Genomic DNA, 22,678 nt, shown 5'->3' on the forward strand with positions numbered 1-22,678 from the left:
TCATCGGGAAATGACGCCGTCTATGCGTTTGATCAGATAGGGATAGAACGGATTGGACGTCAGCCTTGCCAGGGAGTCCATTCCGCTCACCAGCGCGCCCACTTCGCCCCTGATCGAGATCGCGCCGAGGCTGATGCCGTACTCCTCGATGTTGTCGGGGTGCTGGCCATACAGGGAATCGCTGCTCGGAAACGGCAAGGCCACGTGCGACAGCGAATAGATCTCGCGCGGATACTGGATGCCGATGGCGTGGTCCACTACATGGGTGTCGCCCGCCTCGCTGATGCGCTCGACCATGTCGCTGGACGTCGACGAGGCGTTGGTCACGATGGTCAGGCGATAGTTGTGCCGTTCGCGCGGCAGCGTGCCGCTCAGGGACCATTCCACGCCGCGCCGGAACAGCGGCCCGAGCTTCGTGGCGCGGTTCAGGTCGAACAGCACCAGGTCGCTGCCATTGGCGGGCAGGCGGGCATAGAGCGCATTGATCAGCGCCCGGGTGCTGACCGTGAAATCCAACACCGAGTGGAATGTCAGGATGGGCGGCAACCGTTCCAGCGTACCCTCGCGCTGCCGAGTGGCGATATTCTCCTGCAGCACGCGGGTCAGTTCATACGATTGGCGCGCCGCGTTGACCGGGAAGGAGTTGTATTTGAACGGATTGAATTCCGGCACGATGCTGAGCCACGCCGCCTTGGCAAAGGCCGGCAATATCGCCGGCAAGCCCGCCAGGCCCGCGAACCGCGCGAACTGCGTAATGCCGATCATGGGCGATATCAGGACCAGTCGGTCCGGACGGGCCAGCCCGGTCCCATCGAGGGCGTCCATGGCGTACATCAGGGCGAGCGCCCCGCCATTGGAAAAACCCACGAGATGCAAGGGCCGGGGCGCGGGCACGCGCCGCCTTGCTTCCCGCACCGCCAGGCGCGTCGCCGCGGACCAGTCTTCCCAGGTTGCGTCGGTCAAGCCGCCGGGCACCGTTCCATGCCCCGGCAGGCGGATCGCCACCACCGCATAGCCCGCGTCGCGGTAATGCGCCGCGATATGCCTGAGGCTGTAGGGGGAATCGGTCAGGCCATGCAGAAGGACCGCCACCCCCAAAGGCTCCGCATCCGGCTCGAGCACATACGAAAGGTTCCAGTCATGGGCAAAACGCTCGGGATAGACCACCGCGCCGCTGAAGTAGCGATTGCTTTCGGTCCGGTCTTCCGGCTCCAGCTTGTCGGTCACATGCTTGCGGACCTCGGCGAAGATCTTTTTTTCGCGCTCCAGGTAATCCCGCCAGGTGCCGTGGTCCAACGCGTCGCGGCTCAGTTCCTCGGGCACGTAGGTATGCCAGACGGCCAGCGGCGGGCCATGCCGGATGTCGTAGAGGCGCATTCCGATCGCCGTGACCAGGAAGACGGCTACGACCAGGCCAAGAACACGCAAGGCCTTCCTGGTCCGACGCCAGACGGTATGCCGCGGCCCCGTGGACAACCCGCTACTCAGATACATGATCCCAATCCCCAAGAGGCAGCTTGAAATGCAGTACTGACTGAAGCGGCTAGCTTACGAAGGCGGATACAAGAACGCAAGGCTCGGCCCCAAGCCCCGCGCCGCCCGGCCGCCTCAGGCCTCGACGTTGCGCAGCTCGGCCGGCAGGTGCTCGCGCATGATCTCGATGAAGCGGCGCAACCGCGCCGGCTGATAGCGCGAAGGCGCATACACCAGGTACACCGGCAGCGGCTCGGCATGCCAGCGCGGCGCCGCGTGCACGAGACGTCCGTGGGCGATGTCCTCGGCCATGGCCCAGGCCGAACCCAGGCCCACGCCCAAACCCAGCGCCGCGGCACGGCGCAGCGCATGCAGGCCATCGGTGGACAGGCGGGGCTCGATGCCAAAACGCGCCACCTCTCCCGTATCCAGGTTCGTGAGGGCGACCTCGTTGCGGTAGAACGTGCGCAGCGCCAGCCATGGCAGCCCGGCGAGCTGCCTGGGGTGCTGCGGCACTTCTCCCGACGGCAGCAGGCTGGGCGCAGCCACCACGATGCGCGGCACCTCGCCCAGTTTCAGCGCAACCACCGAAGGATCCGTGACGGGCCCCACCCGCAAGGCGCAATCGACGTTTTCGGCGATGAAGTCCGGCATGCGGTCATGCAGCAGCCATTCGACGCGCATCTTGGGATACAGCCGCAGGTAATGCGCAAGCGGCTCCACGAACTGATGCTGGCCGAAAGCGTGCGGGGCGACCACGCGCAGCATGCCCGCCGGCTCTTCGACCGCGCCGCGCACCTCGCTCTCAAAGGACTGCCAGCCGGCGATGAGATCCTTCGCGCGTTCGTAGCAGCGCTGTCCGTCCTCGGTCAGGCGGATGGCATGGGTGGACCGTTGCAGCAGGCGCACGCCCAGGGTGCGTTCGAGCAACTGCAGGCGCCGGCTGACCGTGGGCTGGGTGCCTCCCAATTGCGCGGCGGCAGCCGACAGGCTGCCGGCCTCCACGATGCGCACGAAGGTCTCGATGAGCAGCATGCGGTCGGTGCCGAACGCCGGGATTTGGGGCTTGGTCATACGTCTATCGTATAACGGATCTACCCCTGGCAGGGCTACCAGCGGTCCGTATCGAGGTACACAATCTGCGCCACACTCTTCCTCGGACTTCCATCATGTCTACCCCGAATTCTTCCGACCCCTCTCTGAAGCGCGGCCTGATCATGCTTCTGGCCGTGGGCGCGGGCTTGGCCGTGGCCTCCCTCTACTACAGCCAGCCCATGCTGGGAGTGCTGGGCGCCGAGCTGGGCGCGGCGCCCGGCGCGCTGGGCTGGATTCCCACCCTGACCCAACTTGGTTATGCGTTCGGCATATTGCTGCTGGCGCCTCTGGGCGACCGCTACGATCGCAAGCGCATCATCCTGGCCAAGTCCATCGTGCTTGCCGCCGGGCTGTTGCTGGCCGGCTTCGCCCCGGGCATGAGCCTGATGCTGGCGGCCAGTTTCACGGTCGGCGTCGCGGCGACCATGGCGCAAGACATCGTGCCCGCGGCCGCCACGCTGGCGCCGGCCGAGCGCCGCGGCGCGATCGTGGGCACGGTGATGACCGGCCTGTTGCTGGGCATCCTGCTGTCGCGCGTGGTCGGCGGCTTCGTCGCGGAGAACCTCGGCTGGCGCGTCATGTTCTGGGTGGCGGCGCTGGCGATTCTCGTGCTGGCGCTGGCGCTGTGGCGTCATCTGCCCGGCTTCGCGCCGACCAGCCGGCTGCCCTACCGGGCCTTGCTCGGCTCGCTGGGCACCCTCTGGCGCCTGCATTCGGAACTGCGCCGCAGCGCCATTGCGCAAGGACTGCTGTACATGGGATTCAGCGCCTTCTGGTCCACCCTTGCCGTCATGCTGCACGACGCGCCGTTCCACCTGGGCGCGGATGCCGCCGGAGCCTTCGGCCTGGCGGGCGCGGCAGGCGCCCTGGCCGCGCCGCTGGTCGGCCGCGTGGCCGACCGCCACGGCCCCGCGCGGCTCGCCCGCCTGGGCGCCGCTCTTACGGCCGTATCCTTCGCCTCGATGGCGCTGCTGCCCGCCTTGCCGCCATCCGCCGCGTTGTGGCTGATCGCCGCAAGCGCCGTCGGCTTCGACCTGGGCATCCAGATGTCGTTGATCGCCCACCAGAGCATCGTCTACGGCATCGATCCCGCCGCGCGCAGCCGCCTGAACGCGGTGCTCATGACTGGCGTGTTCGTCGGCATGGCGGCGGGCGGCGCACTGGGCGGCATGGCGCTGGCCCACTGGGGCTGGATCGGAGTGACGGCGCTGGCCACCGCAACTGCCGCCGGCGCCCTGGCGCTGCGGGCCTTGCCGCGCCGGCCGGCCCCCGTGACGCAATGCGAAGCTTGAACCGCCCCGGCGGCACGGCCGCAAGCCGCGCCGCCGCCAGGTCAACCCAGTTGCTTCACCGCGACCAAGGCATCCATGACCGCGCCGCCGCGGCTGGGATGCCAAATGGCCTCATCTGCCGGCAACCAGGCCCAGCGCGAACCGTGGAAGCTGCTTTCCGCCGCCACCATGCGCTGGCCGGCGGGCATTTTGCCTGACGCCGCGTGCGCGTCGGCGGCGGCCAGCAGCTTCTGCCCGAGCGAAAGCACCGCGTCATGGCGCTGGCGGTCCTGCTCCGGCCGGTTCATCGGCGTGCCCCAGCGCATCTGGAACAGCACGGCGCAACGGGCGGTGACGGCGTAATAATGGGCAGCCTGCAAGGCCAGTCCATGCCCGGACAGGCCGAAGGCCACGTATGGCTCGACCGTCTTGCCGGACTGCAACTCGTCAACGAAATTCCCGAAGTCGTATAACGTCCAGCCGAGATCGCGGCTGGCGTAGGCATTGGCGCCGATCGGGCGCAGGCCCGGAACCAGCGAAGCCGGCACGGGCGGCAGCGCCAGCCCCTCGCCCTGGTACAAAGCCCTCGCGGCGTCGAGCGCCGCGGCGCCGAATGGCGTATTGGTAGCGTCCATGATGTGTCCTTGGCGTCCCGCAGGTCAGACCGAGTCCTGGTGCTCGGGGATCTCCCGTTCCAGATCTTCTTCCTGCCGCAGCTGATTGATGTACTTCCGGTCGCGCGCCACGTAGCTGCTGTGCTCGTCCTGCAAAACAGCCGTCACCTTGTCGCTGCCCCATTCATTCGAATCGATGACCATACCGTTGCCATCGAGCTGCTCCAGGTGGCTCTTGATGACGTTCAGGCGCAGGACGGCCACGTCGATTTCCTTCTCCGGCAGCAGGCCTGCCAAGGCGGCGCGCAGCCCCTCCGGAGTCATACGATCAAAAGCAGCCTTCATGTCGCGATCGACCACGCCGGGCAACATCACGCCGTTCAAGGCCTGCATGCCGCCGCGCCTCACGCCGTCCGGTCCCATGACCATCTGGCCGGAAGTCCGGCGCAGCAGGTCGTTGGGATTGTCGATCCTGGGGCCGAAAGCCTGGTCGTTGTCGATGGCGATGACACCGGTATAACCGCCCTTGTCATCCTGGGTAACGATGTAGTTGGCCTGATGCCGGTCTCCCTGCGCGGTCAGAGCGTCCAGCAATTGCAGCTGCACCAGGCCGCGCCGCACGACCGGGTCGTCGAAGTCCAGCTCGCGGTCGCCGCGCTGGCGCGCCGCGATGATGCGCAGTTCCTGTATGACGCGGCCGTCTTCGATCTTGCCCGGCAATCCGCGAAGCAGCGCCTGAGCCTCTTTCCGCTCCTGTGGCGTGCCGCTGGCCAGCTGCTGGATGCGCTGCCCCTTGTCGCTGCCGGAGACGTCGAAAGCGCCCATCTCATAGCGGCTGTCGTTTGCCGCCATCAGGTCCTTGACCATGGAGATTACGTCCGGATCTCCGTCCTTGAGGGCTTGCAGCACGTCGGGAATCTCGTCCCCGAGCACCGCGCTGATCTGCCCCCACTGCCGTTCCGTATCGTCCACGTCGACGGTATAGCGCGGCGCGATGCCATCGACATAGCTCATGACCATGCCCAGCTTTCCGTCGAGCAGGCCCAGCCGCGTGTCGGGCACGAGATTGAAGCCCAGCAGCTCATCGACGACCCGGGTAGCGACGTTGCGCACGGTCATCTGCGGATGCTTCGGATCGATGCCCAGCACCCGGGACGACGGCCCATATCCGCTTTCTTCGCCCGTCTCGGGATTGATCAGCGGCTCCTTGTAGACCATGCGGTCGCGGCCGTAGGTGACGTCGTACGGCTTGCTGACCTGGCCGCCGCCCAGGGCCTTGGGTTCGCCCACGATCAGCTCATCGCGGTAGTCGTCCACCAACGTGCGCTGGTGAATGGGCACGCCCTTGTCGAGGTACTGCAGCCCCAGTTCGATGCCCAGGCCCTGGGTCTTCAGCAGCTGTATCTGCTGAGGGGAGAAGCGCATGACGGTATCGCCCACGTTCAGGCCCTGGGCACGCATCCAAGCGATGTCCGGACCATCGAAGCCGCCCTCGCCCAGGCGCGCCAGGACGTCGTGGGCTTCGTGCTTGGAAGAGACCAGGTCTGCGCCCAGCAGGCCTTTAGTCATGGCGCCGGGCAGCTCATGCGCGACCGACATGGCGTGCTCGCCGCGATCCATGACGGATTGCAGCGTCATGCGGGCCTCCTCATTGCCGGGCTGCACGCCGCGCAGTATCTCCAGCGAGCCGCCGATGCTCCGCTCGACGTCGCGGCACATCGGCTCGACATCCCGCAGCCGGCTTTCGCCGATGTCCTGTTCCAGCATCCCGGCTTCGCGATTCACATCGGTCAGCGCGCGCATCTGATCGGACGTCAAGCCCTGCAGGCCCAGCCGGTCCTTGATCAGCCCCTGCATGTGAATGGCGTCGTCCCGCATGGCCTCGACATAAGACTTTTCGATATCGTTCATGCCGCTCGTATCGAGACTCTGCAAATATTCGACGCCGCCCTCCAGGTATTCGTGCATGCCGACGTAGCTGCCGACCTTCGACGGCGACATATCCTCATCGATACGCAGCGACTCCTTGATGATGCCGCCAAGATAGGCTTCGATCTCCTTGAGCTTGCCGCGCGGCTCGTCGGGCAGCGTGTCGAAGCAGTGGTCGACCGCGCTGTCGCCGCTTGCGTCGCGCAACGCGGTGCTGCCCGGCATCAGGCGAGCCGAGACCTCGTGTTCCAGCGCCTGCTTGGCGGCGCCCTTGAAGTGGGCGAGGAATTCCTGTGTGGCCTGCCCAACGCCGTCCTCGCCGAACATGTCCATCACGAAATGCACCGCGTTCTGGAACGGATGCTGCTGGAATGCTGGGGAACCTTCGATGGCGTGGCGCAGCGCCTGCTCGGCCTGCCCGCGGCTCAATACGCCGGGATGGGTGTCGTCGCCCATCGCGCGCAAGGCCCAATCGGTCAGCTCGGGCAGGCACTCGTCAAGCAACTGGCGGTTCTGCGCCTGGATGCAGTTGGCGATCCGCTCGGCCTTGGCCAGCACCTGCTCGATCCTGTAGCCGGTCAACGGCCTGCCCTTGGACAGGTGGGCCTGCAGGTCGCGAGACATGACGTTGGCGATCTCGTCGCCGTACTGTTCGCGCAAGGCGCTGACGAAGCTGCTGGTCGTCGCCTTGTTGGCCGCGACTTGCGCGTCGCTGCGCGTGATGCAATCCCACGCCCGGGCGAAGATGTTGCCGACGTTGCGCTTTCCGGTGGTTTGCAGGCCCCCTTCGCCATCCAGCGCCAAACGTGAATCAGCGCCGGCCTGCGCATGGTTGGCGAAGGTGTTCAGTTGTATGCCGGGCACGGTGCTCTCCTCAAGCCCAACGGGCGACCATGCCGCCCGGAGCGGCGGTGTCGGGCGCCGGCGCGGGGGAGGATTCCGGCGCGGGATCGGCCAGGCGGCCGGCCCAGCGCTCGGCGTTCATGACCAACGCCTGCAGCAGTTTCTCCAGGCGGGCCTGGTCCATCTGCGCGGTAGGTTCGCGGAACTGCAGGTACACCATGCCTTCCCGCGAATTGGTCGATAAGGTGCCGCCGCCGGCGCCGACCCAATAGAAATTGGCGTCCGCGATCTGTTGCAGCACGCGGGCGCGGTTATGGTCGTCGAAGGCCCCGCAGCGCGCGGTGAAGACCGCCTGCTCGCCGTCCTCGATGAACTCGACGGAGATATCCAACTTACCGTCCAGCCGAAGCTGGCAATAACCGTCGTCGTCCAGCGCCATGCCGGAAATGCCGACCATCTGGCCGAAGCGTTGCAGAAGCGTTTGCAGGTTTTGCCTGGACATCCGGAATTCCTCAACCGTGGAGATTGCGCCTATCGCGGCGCGAACGTGTTTGGATGCTGCCTGAGTAACAGGGCCGATCGGGAAGTTCCCCGGGCCAGCCACCGACCGCGCATATCCGGCGTCAACGCGGGCTCTTTTCATCGAGGGAAAACCCCTAGGAAAACGCCACGCGGCCCGCGCTTTTCTTTCCACTCGGGCCGCGCGGCCCGCAGGGAAATCCAGCCGCTGAAAGACCCGTCGCTGCGTACTGCCGCCTCTGCTAAGATGGATTGCCCAGGTCATCCAGGGGCAAGACGCTCCTGAAGGTGCACCTATTTGTTGTCGTCATCCTTCATAAGAAGCCCGATGGTTGCCTCCGATACCCTGCTCAAAGCGCTGCAAGCCTGCCTGGACCCCAACACCCGCAAGGACTTCGTTTCGGCGCGTGCGGTCAAGAACCTGGAAATCAGCCCCGACGGCGACGTTTCCTTCGATGTCGAACTGGGCTATCCCGCCAAAAGCCAGATACTGGCCTTGCGCCGCGCGCTGATTGGCGCGGCGAAGGCGGTCCCCGGCGTCCAGAACGTATCCGTCAATCTGCAAAGCGTCATCACGGCCCACGCCGTGCAGCGGGGCGTCGCGCTCCTGCCCAACGTGAAGAACGTGATCGCCGTCGCCTCCGGCAAGGGCGGGGTCGGGAAAAGCACCACGGCCGTCAACCTGGCGCTCGCCCTCGCCGCCGAAGGCGCCCGAGTGGGCCTGCTCGACGCGGATATCTATGGCCCCAGCCAGGCGCTGATGATGGGCATCGAAGGCCGCCCCCAGAGCGAAGACGGCGACACCATGGAGCCGCTGGAAAACTACGGCGTGCAGGTCATGTCCATCGGCTTCCTGGTTGACGCCGATGAAGCCATGATCTGGCGCGGCCCCATGGCCGTGCAGGCGCTCGAACAGCTCTTGCGCAAGACCAACTGGAAGAATCTCGATTACCTGGTCATCGACATGCCCCCGGGCACCGGCGACATTCACCTCACGCTCAGCCAGAAGGTGCCCGTCACCGGCGCCGTGGTCGTCACCACGCCGCAGGACATCGCCCTGTTGGACGCGCGCAAGGGGGTGAAGATGTTCGAGAAGGTCGGTGTCCCGATCCTGGGCGTGGTCGAAAACATGGCGGTGCACGTCTGTAGCCAGTGCGGGCACGTCGAGCACATTTTCGGCTCGGGCGGCGGCCAGAAAATGGCGGCGGACTATGGCCTGGACTATCTGGGCGCGCTGCCGCTGGACATCGATATCCGCCTCCAGGCCGACAGCGGGCGGCCTTCGGTGGTCTTCGACCCCGATGGCGAGGTCGCCGGCCTGTACAAGTCCCTGGCGCGCCAGGTGGCCGTGGCCGTGGCGGACATGGACAAGGACTACTCCTCGAAATTCTCGGCCATCTCCATCAAGCGGGCGTGACGGAAGACGCTCATGGAAACCTTCCCGCCCCTCCCCCTTACGCTGGAAGTCGCCGTGCTGATGCGCAAAGAGCGCATCACCGGCCCCATGAGCCGCTGGCAGGATTGGCGGTGGGTGCTCGAAGACGTCGTGATCAACGAACCGGGCTTCGGCGCCGCGCCGCGCCTGCTCTATCGGGACGACGCCCAGGAGCGCTGGCTGCATCCGGGCTTCACCGTGCGCCTATTCAAGGACGACGCGGAAGGTTATCTGCTCAACGCGTCGGCCCCCGCCCCCTGTTGGTTCGTGCTGTGGCGCATGGAAGAAAGCCCTTCCGTGGCGGAGGAATGCCTGGCGCGCCCGGAAATCGTCACCTTGAGCTATCACGATGCCGGACGCTGGCTCGACGCCCAGGAAACCGTGGAACAGATACCCGCGCCGCCCGATATCGTGGCGTGGATCAAGGCCTTCGTGGCCACCTACTACGTGCCCGAGCCCAAGCGGCGGCGGCGCCCGGCCAGCTTCCAATCGCTGCAGGACCGCTTCGGCAACCCGGCCTCCGTCACCACCCACAAGAAATTCGGCGGCGAGCAATCATGAACGAAGAACGCCGGTCAGGCTTCCTGCACCGCTGGTCGCGCAGGAAAATCGAGGCGCGGGAAGGTGGGATCCGGGAAGAAGCGCCGGCGCTCCCATCCGAGGCCGGAGAGATGCCCGAGGCCGACGCAACGCCGCTTGCGCCGCCCGAGCAACCGCACATCCCCCAGGCCGAACCCGAGCCTCCGACGATGGACGACGTCCTCGAACTCACGCCCGACTCCGATTTCAGCCGCTTCGTGATCCGCGGCGTGACGCCCGAGGTCAAGAACGCGGCGCTCAAGAAGCTGTTTGCAGACCCGCATTACAACGTAATGGACGGGCTGGACACTTATATAGACGACTATTCGCAGTTGGCGCCGCTGCCGGAATCCGCCCTGCGCAAGATGGCCGTAGCCAAGGTCCTCGGCTTTTTCGAGGAAGAGGCGCGCTGCGCCACCGCCCTGACCAATGGAGAGCAAGCGTCCCCGGCGCCCGCATGCGGGAACGAGCCGGAAACGAATGATGCCGGCTTGGCGGACCCGGGCGGCGATGCCGCCTCCGCCTTGCCGGCGCCCGCCGATTCCCCCGCCAGCCCCGCTTCCGCCGCCGTGCCGGAGCCGCCTGCGAGAACCAAGCCATGACCACACTCATCTGCGACTGCAATCGCACCATGCCTCTCGCGCCCGACGCGCTGGGCAAGGCGCTGGGCGAAACCCTGACCCTGCATTCCACGCTGTGCCGCCTCGACGCGGGAGCCTTCCAGCAAGCCATACGCGGTGAAAGCGATGTCGTGGTGGCCTGTACGCAGGAAAAGCGCCTGTTCGCGGAACTGGGAGCGGCCACCGAAGGCGCGGCCGCTCCGGTGAAGTTCATCAATATCCGCGAGACCGGCGGCTGGAGCCGCGACGCCGGCCAGGCCATGCCGAAGCTGGCGGCGCTGCTTGCGGCGGCCCATCTGCCCGATCCGGATCCCGTTGCGACCGTCACGTACAAAAGCGCGGGCCGCCTGTTGATCATCGGCCCGCTGGACCGCGCCGAACAGGCTGCCGCCCTGCTCGACGACGTGCTGAACGTCACGATATTCGCCCAAGGGTTCGGCGGACTCGGCGGCGCCCAGGACCGGCGGTTTCCCATACTGTCCGGCCGGCTGGGGGCCGTGACCGGCTGGCTGGGCGCCTTCGAAGCGCAATGGACCCAGGACAATCCCATCGACCTGGATCTCTGCACCCGCTGCAACGCCTGCCTGGCCGCCTGTCCCGAAGGCGCGATCGGGCTGGACTACCAGGTCGACGCCGAGCGATGCCGATCACACCGGGACTGCGTCGCCTCCTGTAAGGTGGCGGGCGCGATCGACTTCAACCGCCCGCCGGAAACCTACGCCGAAACCTTCGACCTGGTGCTGAACGTTGGCACGCATCCGGTATTCACCCGCCATGCGCCGCCGCAAGGCTATTTCACCTGGGACGGCACCGATGCGGGCGTGCTATTGCGGCTGCGCGACATGGTGGGCGAGTTCGAAAAACCCAAGTTCTTCGACTACAAGCAGAAGCTCTGCGCCCATAGCCGCAATGGCACCGTGGGCTGCGACGCCTGCGTGCAGATCTGCTCCGCCGAAGCGATTTCCAGCGATGTCCGCAACCAGCAGATAAAGGTCAATCCCAACCTCTGCGTCGGCTGCGGCGCCTGTACCACCGTCTGTCCAACCGGGGCCATCAGCTACAGCTATCCCCGCGCGACCGATCAGGGCGTGCGCCTGCGCACGCTGCTGTCGACCTACGCGCGAGCGGGCGGCCGGGACGCCATCGTGCTATTGCACAGCCAGGACCAAGGCCAGGACCTCATCGGCCAGCTCGGCCGCGCTGCCTCGCTGGGCGTGGCCCATGGCGTTCCAGCCAACGTCATACCGGTATCGCTCTGGCATACCGCAAGCCTGGGCGCTGATCTTTGGCTTTCGGCCGTGGCCTACGGCGCCAGCCAGATCGCCGTACTGGCCACCGGCGAAGAAGCGCCGCAATACCTGGACGGCCTGGCCGCACAGATGGACGTGGCCCAAACCGTGCTAAACGGCCTGGGTTATGCCGGGCGACATCTGCACCTGATCCGCGAATCCGACGCGGCGGGGTTGGACCGGACGCTGCTTGCGCTGGCCGGCGGCAAGCCGCAGGCGCCCGCCGAACACGCGCGCCATGCCGTGGCGCCGGAAAAGCGGACCACGCTTGAACTGGCGCTGGACCACCTGATCGCCCATGCTCCGGCCCCGCTGCCGCAGGCCATCCCGCTGCCTGCCGGGGCCCCGGGGACGGGAGCCGCGCTGGGCGGGCTGGAAGTCGATAGCGAACGCTGCACGCTTTGCATGAGCTGCGTGGGCGCCTGTCCGTCCAGCGCGCTCCTGGACAATCCCCAGGCGCCGCAGCTGCGCTTCCTGGAAAAGAACTGCGTGCAATGCGGCCTGTGCGTCACCACCTGCCCAGAGCAGGCGATCAAGCTGGCGCCCCGCCTGTTGCTGACGCCCCAGCGCAAGGAAGCCGTCGTCGTCAACGAGACCCAGCCCTTTCACTGCGTGCGCTGCAACAAGCCTTTTGGCACGGTCAAGGGCGTCGAAGCCATGCTCGGCCGACTGGCGGGCCACTCCATGTTCCAGGGAGCCGCGCTCGAACGCCTGAAGATGTGCGGCGACTGCCGCGTCATCGAACTGTACTCGTCCGAAAACGAAACCAAGATCACGCAACTATGACCGTTTCCGCGTCCGCCGCCATCCCCCCTCCTTCGGATTTCGACGAGGAAGTCGCCCGCGCCGACATCTACGGCCTGCTGGCCCAATTGTTCTACGCTCCGCCGCCGCCCGAACTGCTGGAGGCCCTGCGCCAGGCCGAGCCGCACGCGCCGGATGCGGGCAGTTTCCTCGAAACCCCGTGGCAGGACCTGATGCGCGAGGCGCGGGCCCTGGACGACGCCGCCATCGCCGCCGAGTACGACGCCCTGTTCGGCGGTATGGGAAAACCGGAGGTCTATCTGTTCGGCTCACACTACCTGACCGGCTTCCTGAATGAAAAGCCCCTGGTCGGACTGCGCAACGACCTGCAGGCGCTGGGGTTAGCGCGCGACCCCTCCGTGTCCGAAACCGAGGACCACATCGCCTTCCTGTGCGAGGTCATGCGCTACCTGATCGCCGGCGACGATGCCAGCGTGTCCAACCTGGCCCGCCAGCGCGAGTTCTTCAGCGCGCACATCCAGCCCTGGGTCCACGACATGGCCGCGGCCATTGCCGCCCACCCCGCCGCGCGCTTCTACGCGCGGTCGGCGGCCTTTATCCAGGCATTCGCGAGCGTCGAGGCCCAAGGGTTCGATATGCTGGGATGACCGGCCGAAGTGAACTGATTCCCGTCTGCAATTCGGCATCCGCTATTGTGCGGTGCAACCTGCGACTCGTCCGTTAGGCGGTTGTCCTGCCCAGGGGCACGGGGTACATTATGCAAAGAATTTCATAGCTAAATACCAGGAGACGACCATGTCGCAAAGCCCGACCAATCGTTCGCGCCGCAAATTCTTCGCGGGTACGGCCACGGTAGGCGCCGCTGCCGTAGGGGCCGTCGTTCTCCCCGGTGTACAGGCCAAGCCGGCTGCCGCGGATGCGCAGCCCGCGCCCGAGCAGGGCGGCGGCTATCGACTGAGCGAACACGTCAAGCGCTACTACAAGACCACCCTCGTTTGATACGGAGCCCGGCATGTTGCTGACCAAGAAAACCAGCGGAGCCGCTGCGGGCGCCTCCGAGTCGCGATTCGTTCAGAGCCTGCGCCGCGGCATGGCGCAAGCGCTGCCCACCATGGACCGCCGCTCTTTCCTGCGCCGCTCGGGGCTGGGCGTGGGCGCCGGCCTTGCCGCCACCCAGCTGTCGCTGCTCAAGCGGGCGGAAGCAGCCGAAGGCAAGAACGGGGTGGCCATCGGCAACACCAAGATCGAAGTGCGCCGCACCGTCTGTACGCACTGTTCCGTGGGATGCGCGGTGGACGCCGTCGTCGAGAACGGCGTCTGGGTGCGCCAGGAGCCGGTGTTCGATTCGCCCATCAACCTGGGCGCGCATTGCGCCAAGGGCGCATCCGTGCGCGAGCACGGGCACGGCGAGCACCGCCTGCGGTATCCCATGAAGCTGGTCAACGGCAAATATCAGCGCATCAGCTGGGACACCGCCTACGCGGAGATCACCGCCAAGCTGATGCAATTGCGCAAGGAAAGCGGGCCCGACTCGGTCTACTGGATCGGCTCCTCCAAGCACAACAACGAGCAATCGTATCTGCTGCGCAAGTTCGTCAGCTTCTGGGGCAGCAACAACTGCGACCACCAGGCGCGCATCTGCCACTCGACCACGGTGGCCGGCGTTGCGAATACATGGGGCTACGGCGCCATGACCAATTCGTACAACGACATGCAGAACTCCAAGGTGGCGCTGTACATCGGCTCCAACGCCGCCGAGGCTCACCCGGTATCGATGCTGCACATGCTGCACGCCAAGGAAACCGGCTGCAAGATGATCGTGGTCGACCCGCGCTTCACCCGCACCGCGGCCAAGGCCGACCATTACGTGCGCATCCGCTCGGGCACCGACATCCCCTTCCTGTTCGGCCTGCTGTACCACGTCTTCAAGAACGGCTGGGAAGACAAGGCGTACATCGACGCGCGCGTCTACGGCATGGACCAGGTCAAGGCCGACATCCTGGCCAAATGGACACCCGACAAGGTCGAGGACGCCTGTGGCGTCGACGAAGCGACCATGTTCAAGGTGGCCAAGCTGATGCACGAAAACCGCCCCGGCACGCTCGTGTGGTGCATGGGCCAGACCCAGCACTCGATCGGCAACGCCATGGTGCGCGCCTCCTGTATCGTGCAGCTGGCGCTGGGCAACGTCGGCAAGTCGGGCGGCGGCGCCAACATCTTCCGCGGCCACGACAACGTGCAAGGCGCCACCGACGTGGGCCCCAACCCGGATTCGCTGCCGGGCTATTACGGCCTGGCCGAAGGTTCCTGGAAGCACTTCGCCCACATCTGGGGCGTCGATTACGAATGGATCAAGGGCCGCTATGCGTCGCCGGCCATGATGACCAAGCCGGGCATCACCGTGTCGCGCTGGATCGACGGCGTGCTCGAAAACCCCGACCTCATCGACCAGGAAACCAATCTGCGCGCCGTGTTCTATTGGGGGCACGCGCCCAACTCGCAGACGCGCGGACTGGAAATGAAGCGCGCCATGGACAAGCTGGATCTCCTGGTGGTGGTCGACCCCTATCCGTCCGCCACCGCCGCGATGGCCGCCATGCCCGGCAAGGCGGAGGACCTCAACCCCAACCGGGCGGTCTATCTGCTGCCCGCCGCCACGCAATTCGAGACCAACGGCAGTTGCACCGCGTCGAACCGCTCGCTGCAATGGCGCGAAAAAGTCATCGAACCGCTGTGGGAAAGCCGCACCGACCACATGATCATGTACCAGCTTGCCGAGAAACTGGGCTTCGGCAAAGAACTCTGCAAGAACTACAAGATGCAGAAGGTCAAGGACATGGACGAGCCGGTCGTCGAGGACATCCTGCGCGAGATCAACGCCACGTGCTGGACCATCGGCTATACCGGCCAGAGCCCCGAACGCCTGAAGGCGCACATGCGCAACATGCAGATGTTCGATGTAAAGACGCTGCGCGCCAAGGGAGGCAAGGATGCCGAAACCGGCTACGACCTGACGGGCGACTACTTCGGCCTTCCCTGGCCCTGTTGGGGCACGCCGAGCCTGAAACACCCGGGCACGGCCAACCTGTACGACACCAGCTTGAACGTCATGGACGGCGGCGGAAATTTCCGCGCCAACTTCGGGGTTGAACGCAATGGCGTGAACCTGCTGGCCGAGGACGGCTCGCACTCCAAGGGCGCGGACCTCACCACCGGCTATCCCGAGTTCGACCACGTGCTGCTGAAGAAGCTGGGCTGGTGGGACGATCTCACGGCGGAGGAAAAGGCGGCGGCCGAAGGCAAGAACTGGAAGACCGATCCGTCCGGCGGCATCATCCGCGTGGTCATGAAAATACACGGATGCTACCCATTCGGAAACGCCAAGGCGCGCGCCGTGGTCTGGAACTTCCCCGACGCGATTCCGCAGCACCGCGAACCGATCTACGGCACGCGTCCGGACCTGGTCGAAAAGTACCCGGCCCAGGCCGACCTGAAAACGTTCTGGCGCCTGCCCACGCTGTACACCTCGCTGCAGCAGAAGAACGTTGCCGAAAAGCTGTACGAGAAATTCCCGCTCATCCTCACCTCGGGCCGGCTGGTCGAGTACGAGGGCGGTGGCGAGGAAACGCGCTCCAACCCGTGGCTGGCCGAACTGCAGCAGGAAATGTTCGTCGAGCTCAACCCCAAGGCGGCCGCCGACCGCGGCATCCGCAACGGCGATCGCTGCTGGGTCGTGACGCCCACGGGCGCGCGCCTGAATGTGCAGGCCCTGGTCACGGAACGCGTGGGCGCCGACACCGCCTTCATGCCTTTCCACTTTTCGGGCCGCTGGCAAGGCCAGGACCTGCTCGCCCACTATCCCGAAGGCGCCGCGCCCATCGTGCGCGGCGAGGCCGTGAACACCGGCACCACGTACGGCTACGACTCCGTGACGATGATGCAGGAAACCAAGACCACCATCTGCAACATAGAAAGAGCTTAAGGAGAGCGCAATGGCTCGCATGAAATTTGTCTGTGATGCGGAACGGTGTATCGAGTGCAATAGCTGCGTCACCGCCTGCAAGAACGAACATGAAGTTCCCTGGGGGGTCAACCGCCGCCGCGTGGTCACGCTCAACGATGGCGTGCCGGGCGAAAAATCCATCTCGGTGGCCTGCATGCATTGCAGCGACGCGCCCTGCATGGCGGTCTGCCCCGTGAACTGCTTCTATCGCACCGACGAAGGCGTGGTCCTGCATAACAAGGACACCTGTATCGGATGCGGCTACTGTTCCTACGCCTGTCCTTTCGGCGCGCCGCAATTCCCTTCCGAGGGCAATTTCGGAGTGCGCGGCAAGATGGACAAATGCACGTTCTGCGCGGGCGGGCCGGAGGAACACGGCAGCGCGGCGGAGTTCGAAAAGTACGGGCGCAACCGCCTGGCCGAAGGCAAGCTGCCGGCCTGTGCTGAGATGTGCTCGACCAAGGCCCTGCTCGCCGGCGACGGAGACGTAGTGGCCGACATCTTCCGCACCCGAGTCCTGCATCGCGGCAAGGGCGCCGAAGTCTGGGGCTGGGGCACTGCCTATGGTTCGCAGCAGGCCGGCCAGCCGCCGGCCGGCCAACAGCAATCCCAACCCGCGAAGGCCAAGCCATGAACGCCCGCCTCGCCCTCATGGCCACCGCCGTTCTCCTGCTGTCGGCCTGCAGCGAGCCCTCCCAGGAATTGCACTCGGGCAACGTCGGCAAACCCTACTATGACGGGACGGGCAGCAATTTCACGGCCGCAGGCTGGAAGCCCGGCGACAAAAGCAGTTGGCAGCAAGAGATGAAGACCCGCACCCAACGGGGCCAGAACGAATACACGAGAGTGTATTGATCGGGAGCTTGCCATGATACGGTCACTCATCGCGGCACTGGCGATCTGCGCATCGGCCCTAGCGCCGGCAGTCGCCCAGAACGCCCCCTCGCAGCCTGCGGCCGGCGGGCTGGGTGGCATCCAGAGCGCCAACATCTTCGAGGTCAAGCCCGACGCCAATGAATTGCCGGGCTATGCCGAGCAGACCAATGCCGAACGCGCCAAGGTCCAGCCGGGCAACAATGCGCCGATGTGGCGCAAGGTCAACTCCGGAGAGCCCGGCTATTCCAGCCTGCCGCACAGCCAGGCGCCCGAGGCCGGCGTCCTGATCCAGCGATTCGTGCAGTACCCCGGCTCGAAATTCACGACCGCCGGCGAAGCCTGGCGCCAGGTCCGCAACCACTGGATCATCCCGTACGGCGGCGGCCTGCTGCTCATCGTCCTCGTCGCCATCTTGCTGTTCTTCCTGGGCAAGGGCTCGATCAAGCTGCGGGAGGCCCCGACCGGCCGCCGCATCGAGCGCTTCACCTACTTCGAGCGCGCCGCGCACTGGGTCAATGCAACGGCCTTCGTGATCCTGGCGATCTCGGGGATCGTGATGGCCTTTGGCAAGTTCTTCCTGCTGCCCGTCATGGGCAGCGCCCTGTACGGCTGGATGACCTGGGTCCTGAAAACCACGCACAACTTCGTCGGGCCGGTGTTCGCGGTGTCTCTCGTCGTGGTGCTGCTGACCTTCATCAAGGACAATATCCCGCGCCGCTACGATCTGATCTGGCTCAAGAAGGGCGGCGGGCTCCTGAGAACGGCGCACGTGCCGTCGCACCGTTTCAATGCCGGCGAAAAAATCATGTTTTGGGGCGGGATGATGTTCCTGGGGCTGATCGCGGTCCTGTCGGGGCTGTTCCTGGACAAGGTCGCGCCCGGCCTGGACTATTCACGCGGCAATATGCAGATCGCCCACATGGTCCACGCCGTATCGGTGATCCTCATGACCTGCATGATCATGGGCCATATCTACCTGGGCACCATCGGCATGCAAGGCGCGTTCAAGGCGATGAAGACCGGCTATGTCGACGAAGCCTGGGCGCGCGAACACCACGAGCTCTGGTATGACGACATCAAGGCCGGCAAGATCCCGGCCCAGCGCACGCCAGACAAAGGCGCCAAATCGCGCCCCACCCGCCCGGCCGGCGCCTGACGGTCCGGCGCAAGGAGTCCGCATGAAAAAGATCGCCGCAATACTCCTCGTGCTGGCCGCCGCGCCGGTGGCCCATGCCAAGCTTCCCCCTCCCAGCGCCGAAGCCCAGGCTCGCGCAGCCGAGACCGCAGCCAAGGCCGCCTGGTCGGCCAAGGTGGACGCTTACAAACTCTGCCAAGCGCAGGATCGCGTCGCCGCCTTGTACTACGAACAGACCAAGGCCGCCGGCAAGACCACCCGTCCGCCGATGGCCACGGCAGGCTGCCACGATCCCGGGCCTTTCGCCTATACCCGACCCGAGGAAAAGCCGCGCGAGACCTCCGGCGCCCATTCTCCCGCGGGCACGGCCACGCAGCCGCCCAGCACCAGCACCCCGGCCGCCGAGGGCAAGCCCAAGCCTTGAATCCCGTTGCGAGCATCGGGCCCGGCCCTTGCGCGCCGGGCCTTTGTTTTAGACTTGGCCCATTGCCCCCGGCTCCGCGCCGCCGACTTGCGTCCGCCCATGACACACCCGCTCCCTCGCATGACCGCCGCCCGCGCCCCGTTGACCCGCGAAGTCGAGGTCGTCAACGAGCATGGCCAGCGTGAGTCCCTGTTCATCCCGGCCGAGCGTCCGCTCACCATCTATGTGGACCGCCGTGAAATCGTCACCCTGATGACCCTGGGCGCCATGCCCGAACTGCTGGTGCTGGGGTACCTGCGCAACCAGCGCCTGGTGCGTGAGCTGGACGAGGTCGTCGCCGTAACCGTGGATTGGGAAGTCAACGCAGCCGCGGTAGAGACCCGCCACGGCATCGCCGACATCGAAGCCCGCACGAAAAAACGCGTCGTCACGACCGGCTGCGGCCAGGGCAGCGTGTTCGGCGACCTGATGGACGAAATCGACGGCATCCGCCTGGCGCCGCAGGCGCGCCTGGGCCAGGACGAACTGTACGGCCTGCTCAACGCCATACGCGTGCAGGAAACCACCTACAAATCGGCCGGATCGGTGCATGGCTGCGCGCTGTTCCGCGGCGCCGAAATGCTCATGTTCGTCGAGGATGTCGGCCGCCACAACGCCATCGACACGATCGCGGGCTGGATGTGGCTGCAAGGCGCGCAGGGCCAGGACGGGGCCGACAAGGTGTTCTACACGACCGGGCGGCTGACGAGCGAAATGGTCATGAAGTCGGCGCAGATGGGCGTGCCCATCGTGGTCTCACGCAGCGGGATCACCCAGATGGGCTATGAAATCGCGGAGCAGCTGGGCCTGTGCGCGATCGGGCGCGCCATCAACAAGCGCTTCATTTGCTACACCGCCCCGGAACGCCTGCTGCTGCAGCCCGAATTGGCCGCGGAACGCTTCCCGCCCGCAGCCGGCTGATCCCGCGCGTCAGCTACGCGCGTCAGCTACGGGAGGCCTTGCCCGGCTTCGCGCCGGCGGAGCGCCGCTTGGGCTTGCCGCCGAAATCCCACCACGGCAGCATGCGCCGCAGCGACAGCACCTCGCCGCTGTTCGTCGGGGTATACCCTGGCATGCGGGCAAGCAGCGCCTGCCATGTATCGCTGCGCAGGATTTCCATCAACGCCAGCGTCGACGGCTGGTCCAGCGTGGATTTCAGGCACACCAGGAAATAATTCTCCCTGACGAGCGGCACGAAATCCAGCCGCTCTCGCAGCGCCGCCGAGGCGATGCCCAGGCCGGCATCGGCGCCGCCCGAGGCCACCGCATGCGCCACGGCCTTGTGCGAAGGTTCGGTGCGCTGATAGCCATCGATGGCCTGGGGATCGATGCCCGCCTCTTCGAGCAGCTCGTCGAACAGCACCCGCGTGCCCGTGCCCAGCGAGCGGTTCACGTAGCGCAGGCCCGGCTGTAGCAGATCCTGGATTCCGCCCAGGCCCCTGGGATTGCCGCGAGGCACGATCAGCCCTTGCTCGCGCTGGGCGAAACCGATGATCTTGTGCAGCCCTGGCTGCAGCAGGGGCTTGTAGGCCCGTTCGCTGCGCGATCCGGGCTTCGGCTGCTGGCGGGTATGGAACCCCGCCATCACGCAGCGACCTTCGTTGAGCGCGCTGATGGCGTCCAGGCTGCCCGCGTAGCGCACGTCCAGGTGCAGCTTGGCCGAAGCGACGGCATGCTCCTGCAGGGCAGCCAGGGCGTCGTCGTGGCTGGCGTAGAGAGGCACCACGTGCGCGGCATTGTCGAAGGCCACTGCGAAGGTGCGCTCCAGTTCGGCGCGCAGCGCGCTGATCTGGGGAGCCAGACGGGCCTGGGCCTGGCGCTCGGCCCACAGCAGTTTTTCGCCGAACTCGTTCAGGCGGGCGGGCTGGCCCTTGTCCCAGACGATGAGGGTGCGGCCCAGCGTCTGCTCCCAGCGCTTCAGTTCGCCCCATACGTGCCGGTACGACAGGCCCAGCGCCTTGGCCGCGGCCGAGATCGATCCGTGCTCGCGCACCGCAAACAGCAAGTCCATCAGGGCGTTGCGGATCAGGGCCGGTTGCGCGCCGTTGGCGCCCAGCAGATAGGTAAGTTCAATGCTATGCACGGCGGCGAGTATGCCTTAAAAAGTGCCCCCACGCTGCACCCGCTGCGCGGGTTTGCTGCCCCCCAGGGGGGCGTTTTTGTCTTGGGGCGACCCTAGGCAAAAAATCTGCGAATGACATCGCAGCGTAGCGCAAAGCCGGGTTTACAGCTATGCAATCCTCTTCATATGGTTCATGGGCAACGCATGCGATACCCTGCCCCGGGGTACAGGGGAAAACAGGCATGAACACACTTCTCGAGAGCGTGCAGACTGCGCTGCGGCTCATCGTTTCGCTCGACCCGGTCCTGCTGGCCATCGTGGGCCGCTCGCTGGCGGTCAGCATCACTGCCTGTATCCTGGCCTGTACGCTGGGCATGGCGGCCGGCGCCTGGCTGAGCGTCGCCGCCTTTCGCGGAAAGCCGGCCGTCCTGACCCTGCTCAATACCTCGCTGGCCCTGCCTTCGGTGGTGGTCGGCCTGATCGTCTACCTGCTGCTGTCGCATTCCGGCCCCCTGGGATTCCTGGGCTGGCTTTTCTCCTTCAAGGCGATGGTGCTGGCGCAGACCATTCTCGTCCTGCCCTTCGTCACCGCGCTGGTGCGCCAGGCAGTGGGCGACGCCGAGGCCGATCATGGCGAACAATTGCGCTCCCTGGGCGCGCCGGCCTCGATGCGGGGCCTGCTGCTGCTGTGGGACGAACGTTTCGCCCTCGTCACCATCGTGATCGCAGCCTTCGGGCGCGCCATCTCCGAAGTCGGAGCGGTCATGGTGGTCGGCGGCAATATCGACGGCTACACCCGCGTGATGACTACCGCGATCGCCCTGGAAACCAGCAAGGGAGACCTGCCCATGGCGATGGCCCTGGGCCTCGTGCTGCTGACCGTCGTGCTGGTGCTCAACATCCTCGGCGCGATGGTGCGGCGCTGGCGGGAGCAGCGCGACGCAGGAGGCGCGTCGATCCTGGCGCGGGAGGCGCTATGAGCGCGCTGTTCGAACTGGACGGCGTCCACGTCCGTTATGGCGCAGTCCATGCCCTGCGCGACCTGCGGCTTACCATCGGCGCCGGTGAGCGCGTGGCGCTGGTCGGCGCCAATGGCAGCGGCAAAAGCACGCTGCTGCGCGTCCTTCATGGGCTGGCCCGCCCCAGTTCCGGCCGGGCGCGCTGCCTGCCGACGAATCGCCAGGCCATGCTGTTCCAGCATCCGTATATGTTGCGGACCTCGGCCCTGAACAACGTCGCGCTGGGCCTGTGGCTGCGCGGCACGGCCTGGCGCCAGGCGCGCACGCGCGCCGCCCAGGCCCTGGAGCAGGTCGAGATGGGTGAACTGGCCGGACGCAATGCGCGCAGCCTGTCGGGCGGCCAGAAGCAGCGCCTGGCCCTGGCGCGCGCGTGGGCCCAGTCCCCGGAAGCCCTGCTGCTGGACGAACCGACCGCCAGCCTGGATCCGCATTCCAAGCGCGAAGTCGAGAATCTGATGCAGTTCTTCAGCGCCGGCCAGTCGGCCACCATGGTTTTCGCCAGCCACAACCTCGGCCAGGTGCAGCGCCTGGCCGACCGCGTCGTCTACCTGGACCACGGCCGGATCCTGGCCGATCTGCCCGTGCACGATTTTTTCAATGGCCCGCTGCCCGAAACCGCGAGTCTGTTCCTCAAAGGAGAACGCATCCTATGAATCTGCTCACCACCCTCAAGTACGGCGCCGCATTC

Annotated in this window: 21 protein-coding genes; 15 read left to right on the plus strand and 6 right to left on the minus strand. The window is 66.1% G+C overall.

Annotated elements, in window-relative coordinates:
* A complete protein-coding gene (locus JL37_RS18985; protein WP_043546115.1) occupies positions 1-1,428 on the minus strand; it encodes a carboxylesterase in 1,428 nt (475 codons plus the stop codon).
* Between the two features lie 180 nt (positions 1,429-1,608).
* Entirely contained in the window at positions 1,609-2,547 is a 939-nt protein-coding gene (locus JL37_RS18990) for a LysR family transcriptional regulator (protein WP_043546116.1), read from the minus strand.
* A gap of 95 nt (positions 2,548-2,642) precedes the next feature.
* On the opposite strand from JL37_RS18990, the gene JL37_RS18995 reads away from it, so the two are divergent.
* Positions 2,643-3,860 (plus strand): MFS transporter, encoded by a 1,218-nt coding sequence (locus JL37_RS18995; RefSeq protein ID WP_043546117.1) that lies wholly within the window; start codon positions 2,643-2,645, stop codon positions 3,858-3,860.
* Between the two features lie 41 nt (positions 3,861-3,901).
* On the opposite strand, the gene JL37_RS19000 is transcribed toward JL37_RS18995, so the two are convergent.
* Genes JL37_RS19000 through JL37_RS30740 form a run of 3 tightly spaced genes read right to left on the minus strand, consistent with a single transcriptional unit; the run spans position 3,902 to position 7,727 of the window.
* Positions 3,902-4,474 carry a hypothetical protein gene (locus tag JL37_RS19000; RefSeq protein WP_043546118.1) on the minus strand — a complete coding sequence of 191 codons (573 nt, stop codon included), beginning with the start codon at positions 4,472-4,474 and terminating at the stop codon, positions 3,902-3,904.
* A 24-nt stretch (positions 4,475-4,498) separates the two neighbouring features.
* Positions 4,499-7,246, minus strand: coding sequence for a hypothetical protein (locus JL37_RS19005; RefSeq protein WP_043546119.1), 2,748 nt, complete (start codon positions 7,244-7,246; stop codon positions 4,499-4,501).
* 10 nt (positions 7,247-7,256) lie between these two features.
* Positions 7,257-7,727 (minus strand): type III secretion system chaperone, encoded by a 471-nt coding sequence (locus tag JL37_RS30740; protein WP_043546120.1) that lies wholly within the window; start codon positions 7,725-7,727, stop codon positions 7,257-7,259.
* 345 nt (positions 7,728-8,072) lie between these two features.
* Between JL37_RS30740 and apbC the strand changes: the two genes are divergently transcribed.
* The 12 genes from apbC (at position 8,073) to JL37_RS19070 (ending at position 19,830) form a co-directional block, all read left to right on the plus strand.
* A complete protein-coding gene (gene apbC, locus JL37_RS19015; RefSeq protein ID WP_043546121.1) occupies positions 8,073-9,161 on the plus strand; it encodes an iron-sulfur cluster carrier protein ApbC in 1,089 nt (362 codons plus the stop codon).
* 12 nt (positions 9,162-9,173) lie between these two features.
* Entirely contained in the window at positions 9,174-9,740 is a 567-nt protein-coding gene (locus JL37_RS19020; RefSeq protein ID WP_043546122.1) for a DUF3305 domain-containing protein, read from the plus strand.
* Positions 9,737-10,360, plus strand: a complete 624-nt coding sequence (locus JL37_RS19025; protein ID WP_043546123.1) for a DUF3306 domain-containing protein — start codon at positions 9,737-9,739, stop codon at positions 10,358-10,360. The genes JL37_RS19020 and JL37_RS19025 overlap by 4 nt, the downstream gene beginning before the upstream one ends.
* The gene (locus JL37_RS19030; RefSeq protein WP_156124367.1) at positions 10,357-12,453 is read left to right on the plus strand and encodes a 4Fe-4S binding protein; all 2,097 of its coding nucleotides are present in this window, start codon (positions 10,357-10,359) and stop codon (positions 12,451-12,453) included. The genes JL37_RS19025 and JL37_RS19030 overlap by 4 nt, the downstream gene beginning before the upstream one ends.
* Positions 12,450-13,079 (plus strand): molecular chaperone, encoded by a 630-nt coding sequence (locus tag JL37_RS19035; protein ID WP_043546124.1) that lies wholly within the window; start codon positions 12,450-12,452, stop codon positions 13,077-13,079. The genes JL37_RS19030 and JL37_RS19035 overlap by 4 nt, the downstream gene beginning before the upstream one ends.
* A gap of 148 nt (positions 13,080-13,227) precedes the next feature.
* Positions 13,228-13,431: a hypothetical protein gene (locus JL37_RS19040; protein WP_043546125.1), complete on the plus strand. Its 204-nt coding sequence runs from the start codon at positions 13,228-13,230 to the stop codon at positions 13,429-13,431.
* 13 nt (positions 13,432-13,444) lie between these two features.
* Complete coding sequence (locus JL37_RS19045; protein WP_043546126.1) at positions 13,445-16,414, plus strand: formate dehydrogenase subunit alpha; 2,970 nt, start codon at positions 13,445-13,447, stop codon at positions 16,412-16,414.
* Between the two features lie 10 nt (positions 16,415-16,424).
* Entirely contained in the window at positions 16,425-17,069 is a 645-nt protein-coding gene (gene fdh3B, locus JL37_RS19050) for a formate dehydrogenase FDH3 subunit beta (protein ID WP_043546127.1), read from the plus strand.
* The gene (locus JL37_RS19055; protein WP_043546128.1) at positions 17,066-17,290 is read left to right on the plus strand and encodes a hypothetical protein; all 225 of its coding nucleotides are present in this window, start codon (positions 17,066-17,068) and stop codon (positions 17,288-17,290) included. The genes fdh3B and JL37_RS19055 overlap by 4 nt, the downstream gene beginning before the upstream one ends.
* A gap of 13 nt (positions 17,291-17,303) precedes the next feature.
* Positions 17,304-18,467, plus strand: a complete 1,164-nt coding sequence (locus JL37_RS19060) for a formate dehydrogenase subunit gamma (protein ID WP_043546129.1) — start codon at positions 17,304-17,306, stop codon at positions 18,465-18,467.
* A 22-nt stretch (positions 18,468-18,489) separates the two neighbouring features.
* Positions 18,490-18,870 carry a hypothetical protein gene (locus tag JL37_RS19065; RefSeq protein ID WP_043546130.1) on the plus strand — a complete coding sequence of 127 codons (381 nt, stop codon included), beginning with the start codon at positions 18,490-18,492 and terminating at the stop codon, positions 18,868-18,870.
* Positions 18,871-18,969: 99 nt separating this feature from the next.
* On the plus strand, positions 18,970-19,830 hold the full coding sequence (locus JL37_RS19070; protein WP_043546131.1) for a formate dehydrogenase accessory sulfurtransferase FdhD: 861 nt from the start codon (positions 18,970-18,972) through the stop codon (positions 19,828-19,830).
* Between the two features lie 22 nt (positions 19,831-19,852).
* Here JL37_RS19070 and JL37_RS19075 read toward each other — a convergent pair whose 3' ends face one another.
* Positions 19,853-20,992, minus strand: a complete 1,140-nt coding sequence (locus JL37_RS19075; RefSeq protein ID WP_052097380.1) for a substrate-binding domain-containing protein — start codon at positions 20,990-20,992, stop codon at positions 19,853-19,855.
* Positions 20,993-21,213: 221 nt separating this feature from the next.
* Here JL37_RS19075 and JL37_RS19080 point away from each other — a divergent pair, with 221 nt between their 5' ends.
* Both JL37_RS19080 and JL37_RS19085 read left to right on the plus strand, forming a co-directional pair.
* Positions 21,214-21,951: an ABC transporter permease gene (locus tag JL37_RS19080; RefSeq protein ID WP_043546132.1), complete on the plus strand. Its 738-nt coding sequence runs from the start codon at positions 21,214-21,216 to the stop codon at positions 21,949-21,951.
* Positions 21,948-22,643 (plus strand): phosphate ABC transporter ATP-binding protein, encoded by a 696-nt coding sequence (locus tag JL37_RS19085; RefSeq protein ID WP_043546133.1) that lies wholly within the window; start codon positions 21,948-21,950, stop codon positions 22,641-22,643. The genes JL37_RS19080 and JL37_RS19085 overlap by 4 nt, the downstream gene beginning before the upstream one ends.
* Positions 22,644-22,678: the final 35 nt, after the last annotated feature.

This window comes from Achromobacter sp. RTa (assembly GCF_000757485.1).
Classification (GTDB): domain Bacteria; phylum Pseudomonadota; class Gammaproteobacteria; order Burkholderiales; family Burkholderiaceae_B; genus Achromobacter.

Coding starts and splice junctions, on each gene's coding strand:
- JL37_RS30740 (WP_043546120.1), bottom strand. CDS start 7,727: ATGTCCAGGCAAAACCTGCAAACGCTTCTGCAACGCTTCGGCCAGATG.
- JL37_RS19040 (WP_043546125.1), top strand. CDS start 13,228: ATGTCGCAAAGCCCGACCAATCGTTCGCGCCGCAAATTCTTCGCGGGT.
- JL37_RS19020 (WP_043546122.1), top strand. CDS start 9,174: ATGGAAACCTTCCCGCCCCTCCCCCTTACGCTGGAAGTCGCCGTGCTG.
- apbC (WP_043546121.1), top strand. CDS start 8,073: ATGGTTGCCTCCGATACCCTGCTCAAAGCGCTGCAAGCCTGCCTGGAC.
- JL37_RS19025 (WP_043546123.1), top strand. CDS start 9,737: ATGAACGAAGAACGCCGGTCAGGCTTCCTGCACCGCTGGTCGCGCAGG.
- JL37_RS19030 (WP_156124367.1), top strand. CDS start 10,357: ATGACCACACTCATCTGCGACTGCAATCGCACCATGCCTCTCGCGCCC.
- JL37_RS19070 (WP_043546131.1), top strand. CDS start 18,970: ATGACACACCCGCTCCCTCGCATGACCGCCGCCCGCGCCCCGTTGACC.
- JL37_RS19035 (WP_043546124.1), top strand. CDS start 12,450: ATGACCGTTTCCGCGTCCGCCGCCATCCCCCCTCCTTCGGATTTCGAC.
- JL37_RS19045 (WP_043546126.1), top strand. CDS start 13,445: ATGTTGCTGACCAAGAAAACCAGCGGAGCCGCTGCGGGCGCCTCCGAG.
- JL37_RS18990 (WP_043546116.1), bottom strand. CDS start 2,547: ATGACCAAGCCCCAAATCCCGGCGTTCGGCACCGACCGCATGCTGCTC.
- JL37_RS19085 (WP_043546133.1), top strand. CDS start 21,948: ATGAGCGCGCTGTTCGAACTGGACGGCGTCCACGTCCGTTATGGCGCA.
- JL37_RS19060 (WP_043546129.1), top strand. CDS start 17,304: ATGATACGGTCACTCATCGCGGCACTGGCGATCTGCGCATCGGCCCTA.
- JL37_RS19080 (WP_043546132.1), top strand. CDS start 21,214: ATGAACACACTTCTCGAGAGCGTGCAGACTGCGCTGCGGCTCATCGTT.
- JL37_RS19000 (WP_043546118.1), bottom strand. CDS start 4,474: ATGGACGCTACCAATACGCCATTCGGCGCCGCGGCGCTCGACGCCGCG.
- JL37_RS19065 (WP_043546130.1), top strand. CDS start 18,490: ATGAAAAAGATCGCCGCAATACTCCTCGTGCTGGCCGCCGCGCCGGTG.
- fdh3B (WP_043546127.1), top strand. CDS start 16,425: ATGGCTCGCATGAAATTTGTCTGTGATGCGGAACGGTGTATCGAGTGC.
- JL37_RS19055 (WP_043546128.1), top strand. CDS start 17,066: ATGAACGCCCGCCTCGCCCTCATGGCCACCGCCGTTCTCCTGCTGTCG.
- JL37_RS18995 (WP_043546117.1), top strand. CDS start 2,643: ATGTCTACCCCGAATTCTTCCGACCCCTCTCTGAAGCGCGGCCTGATC.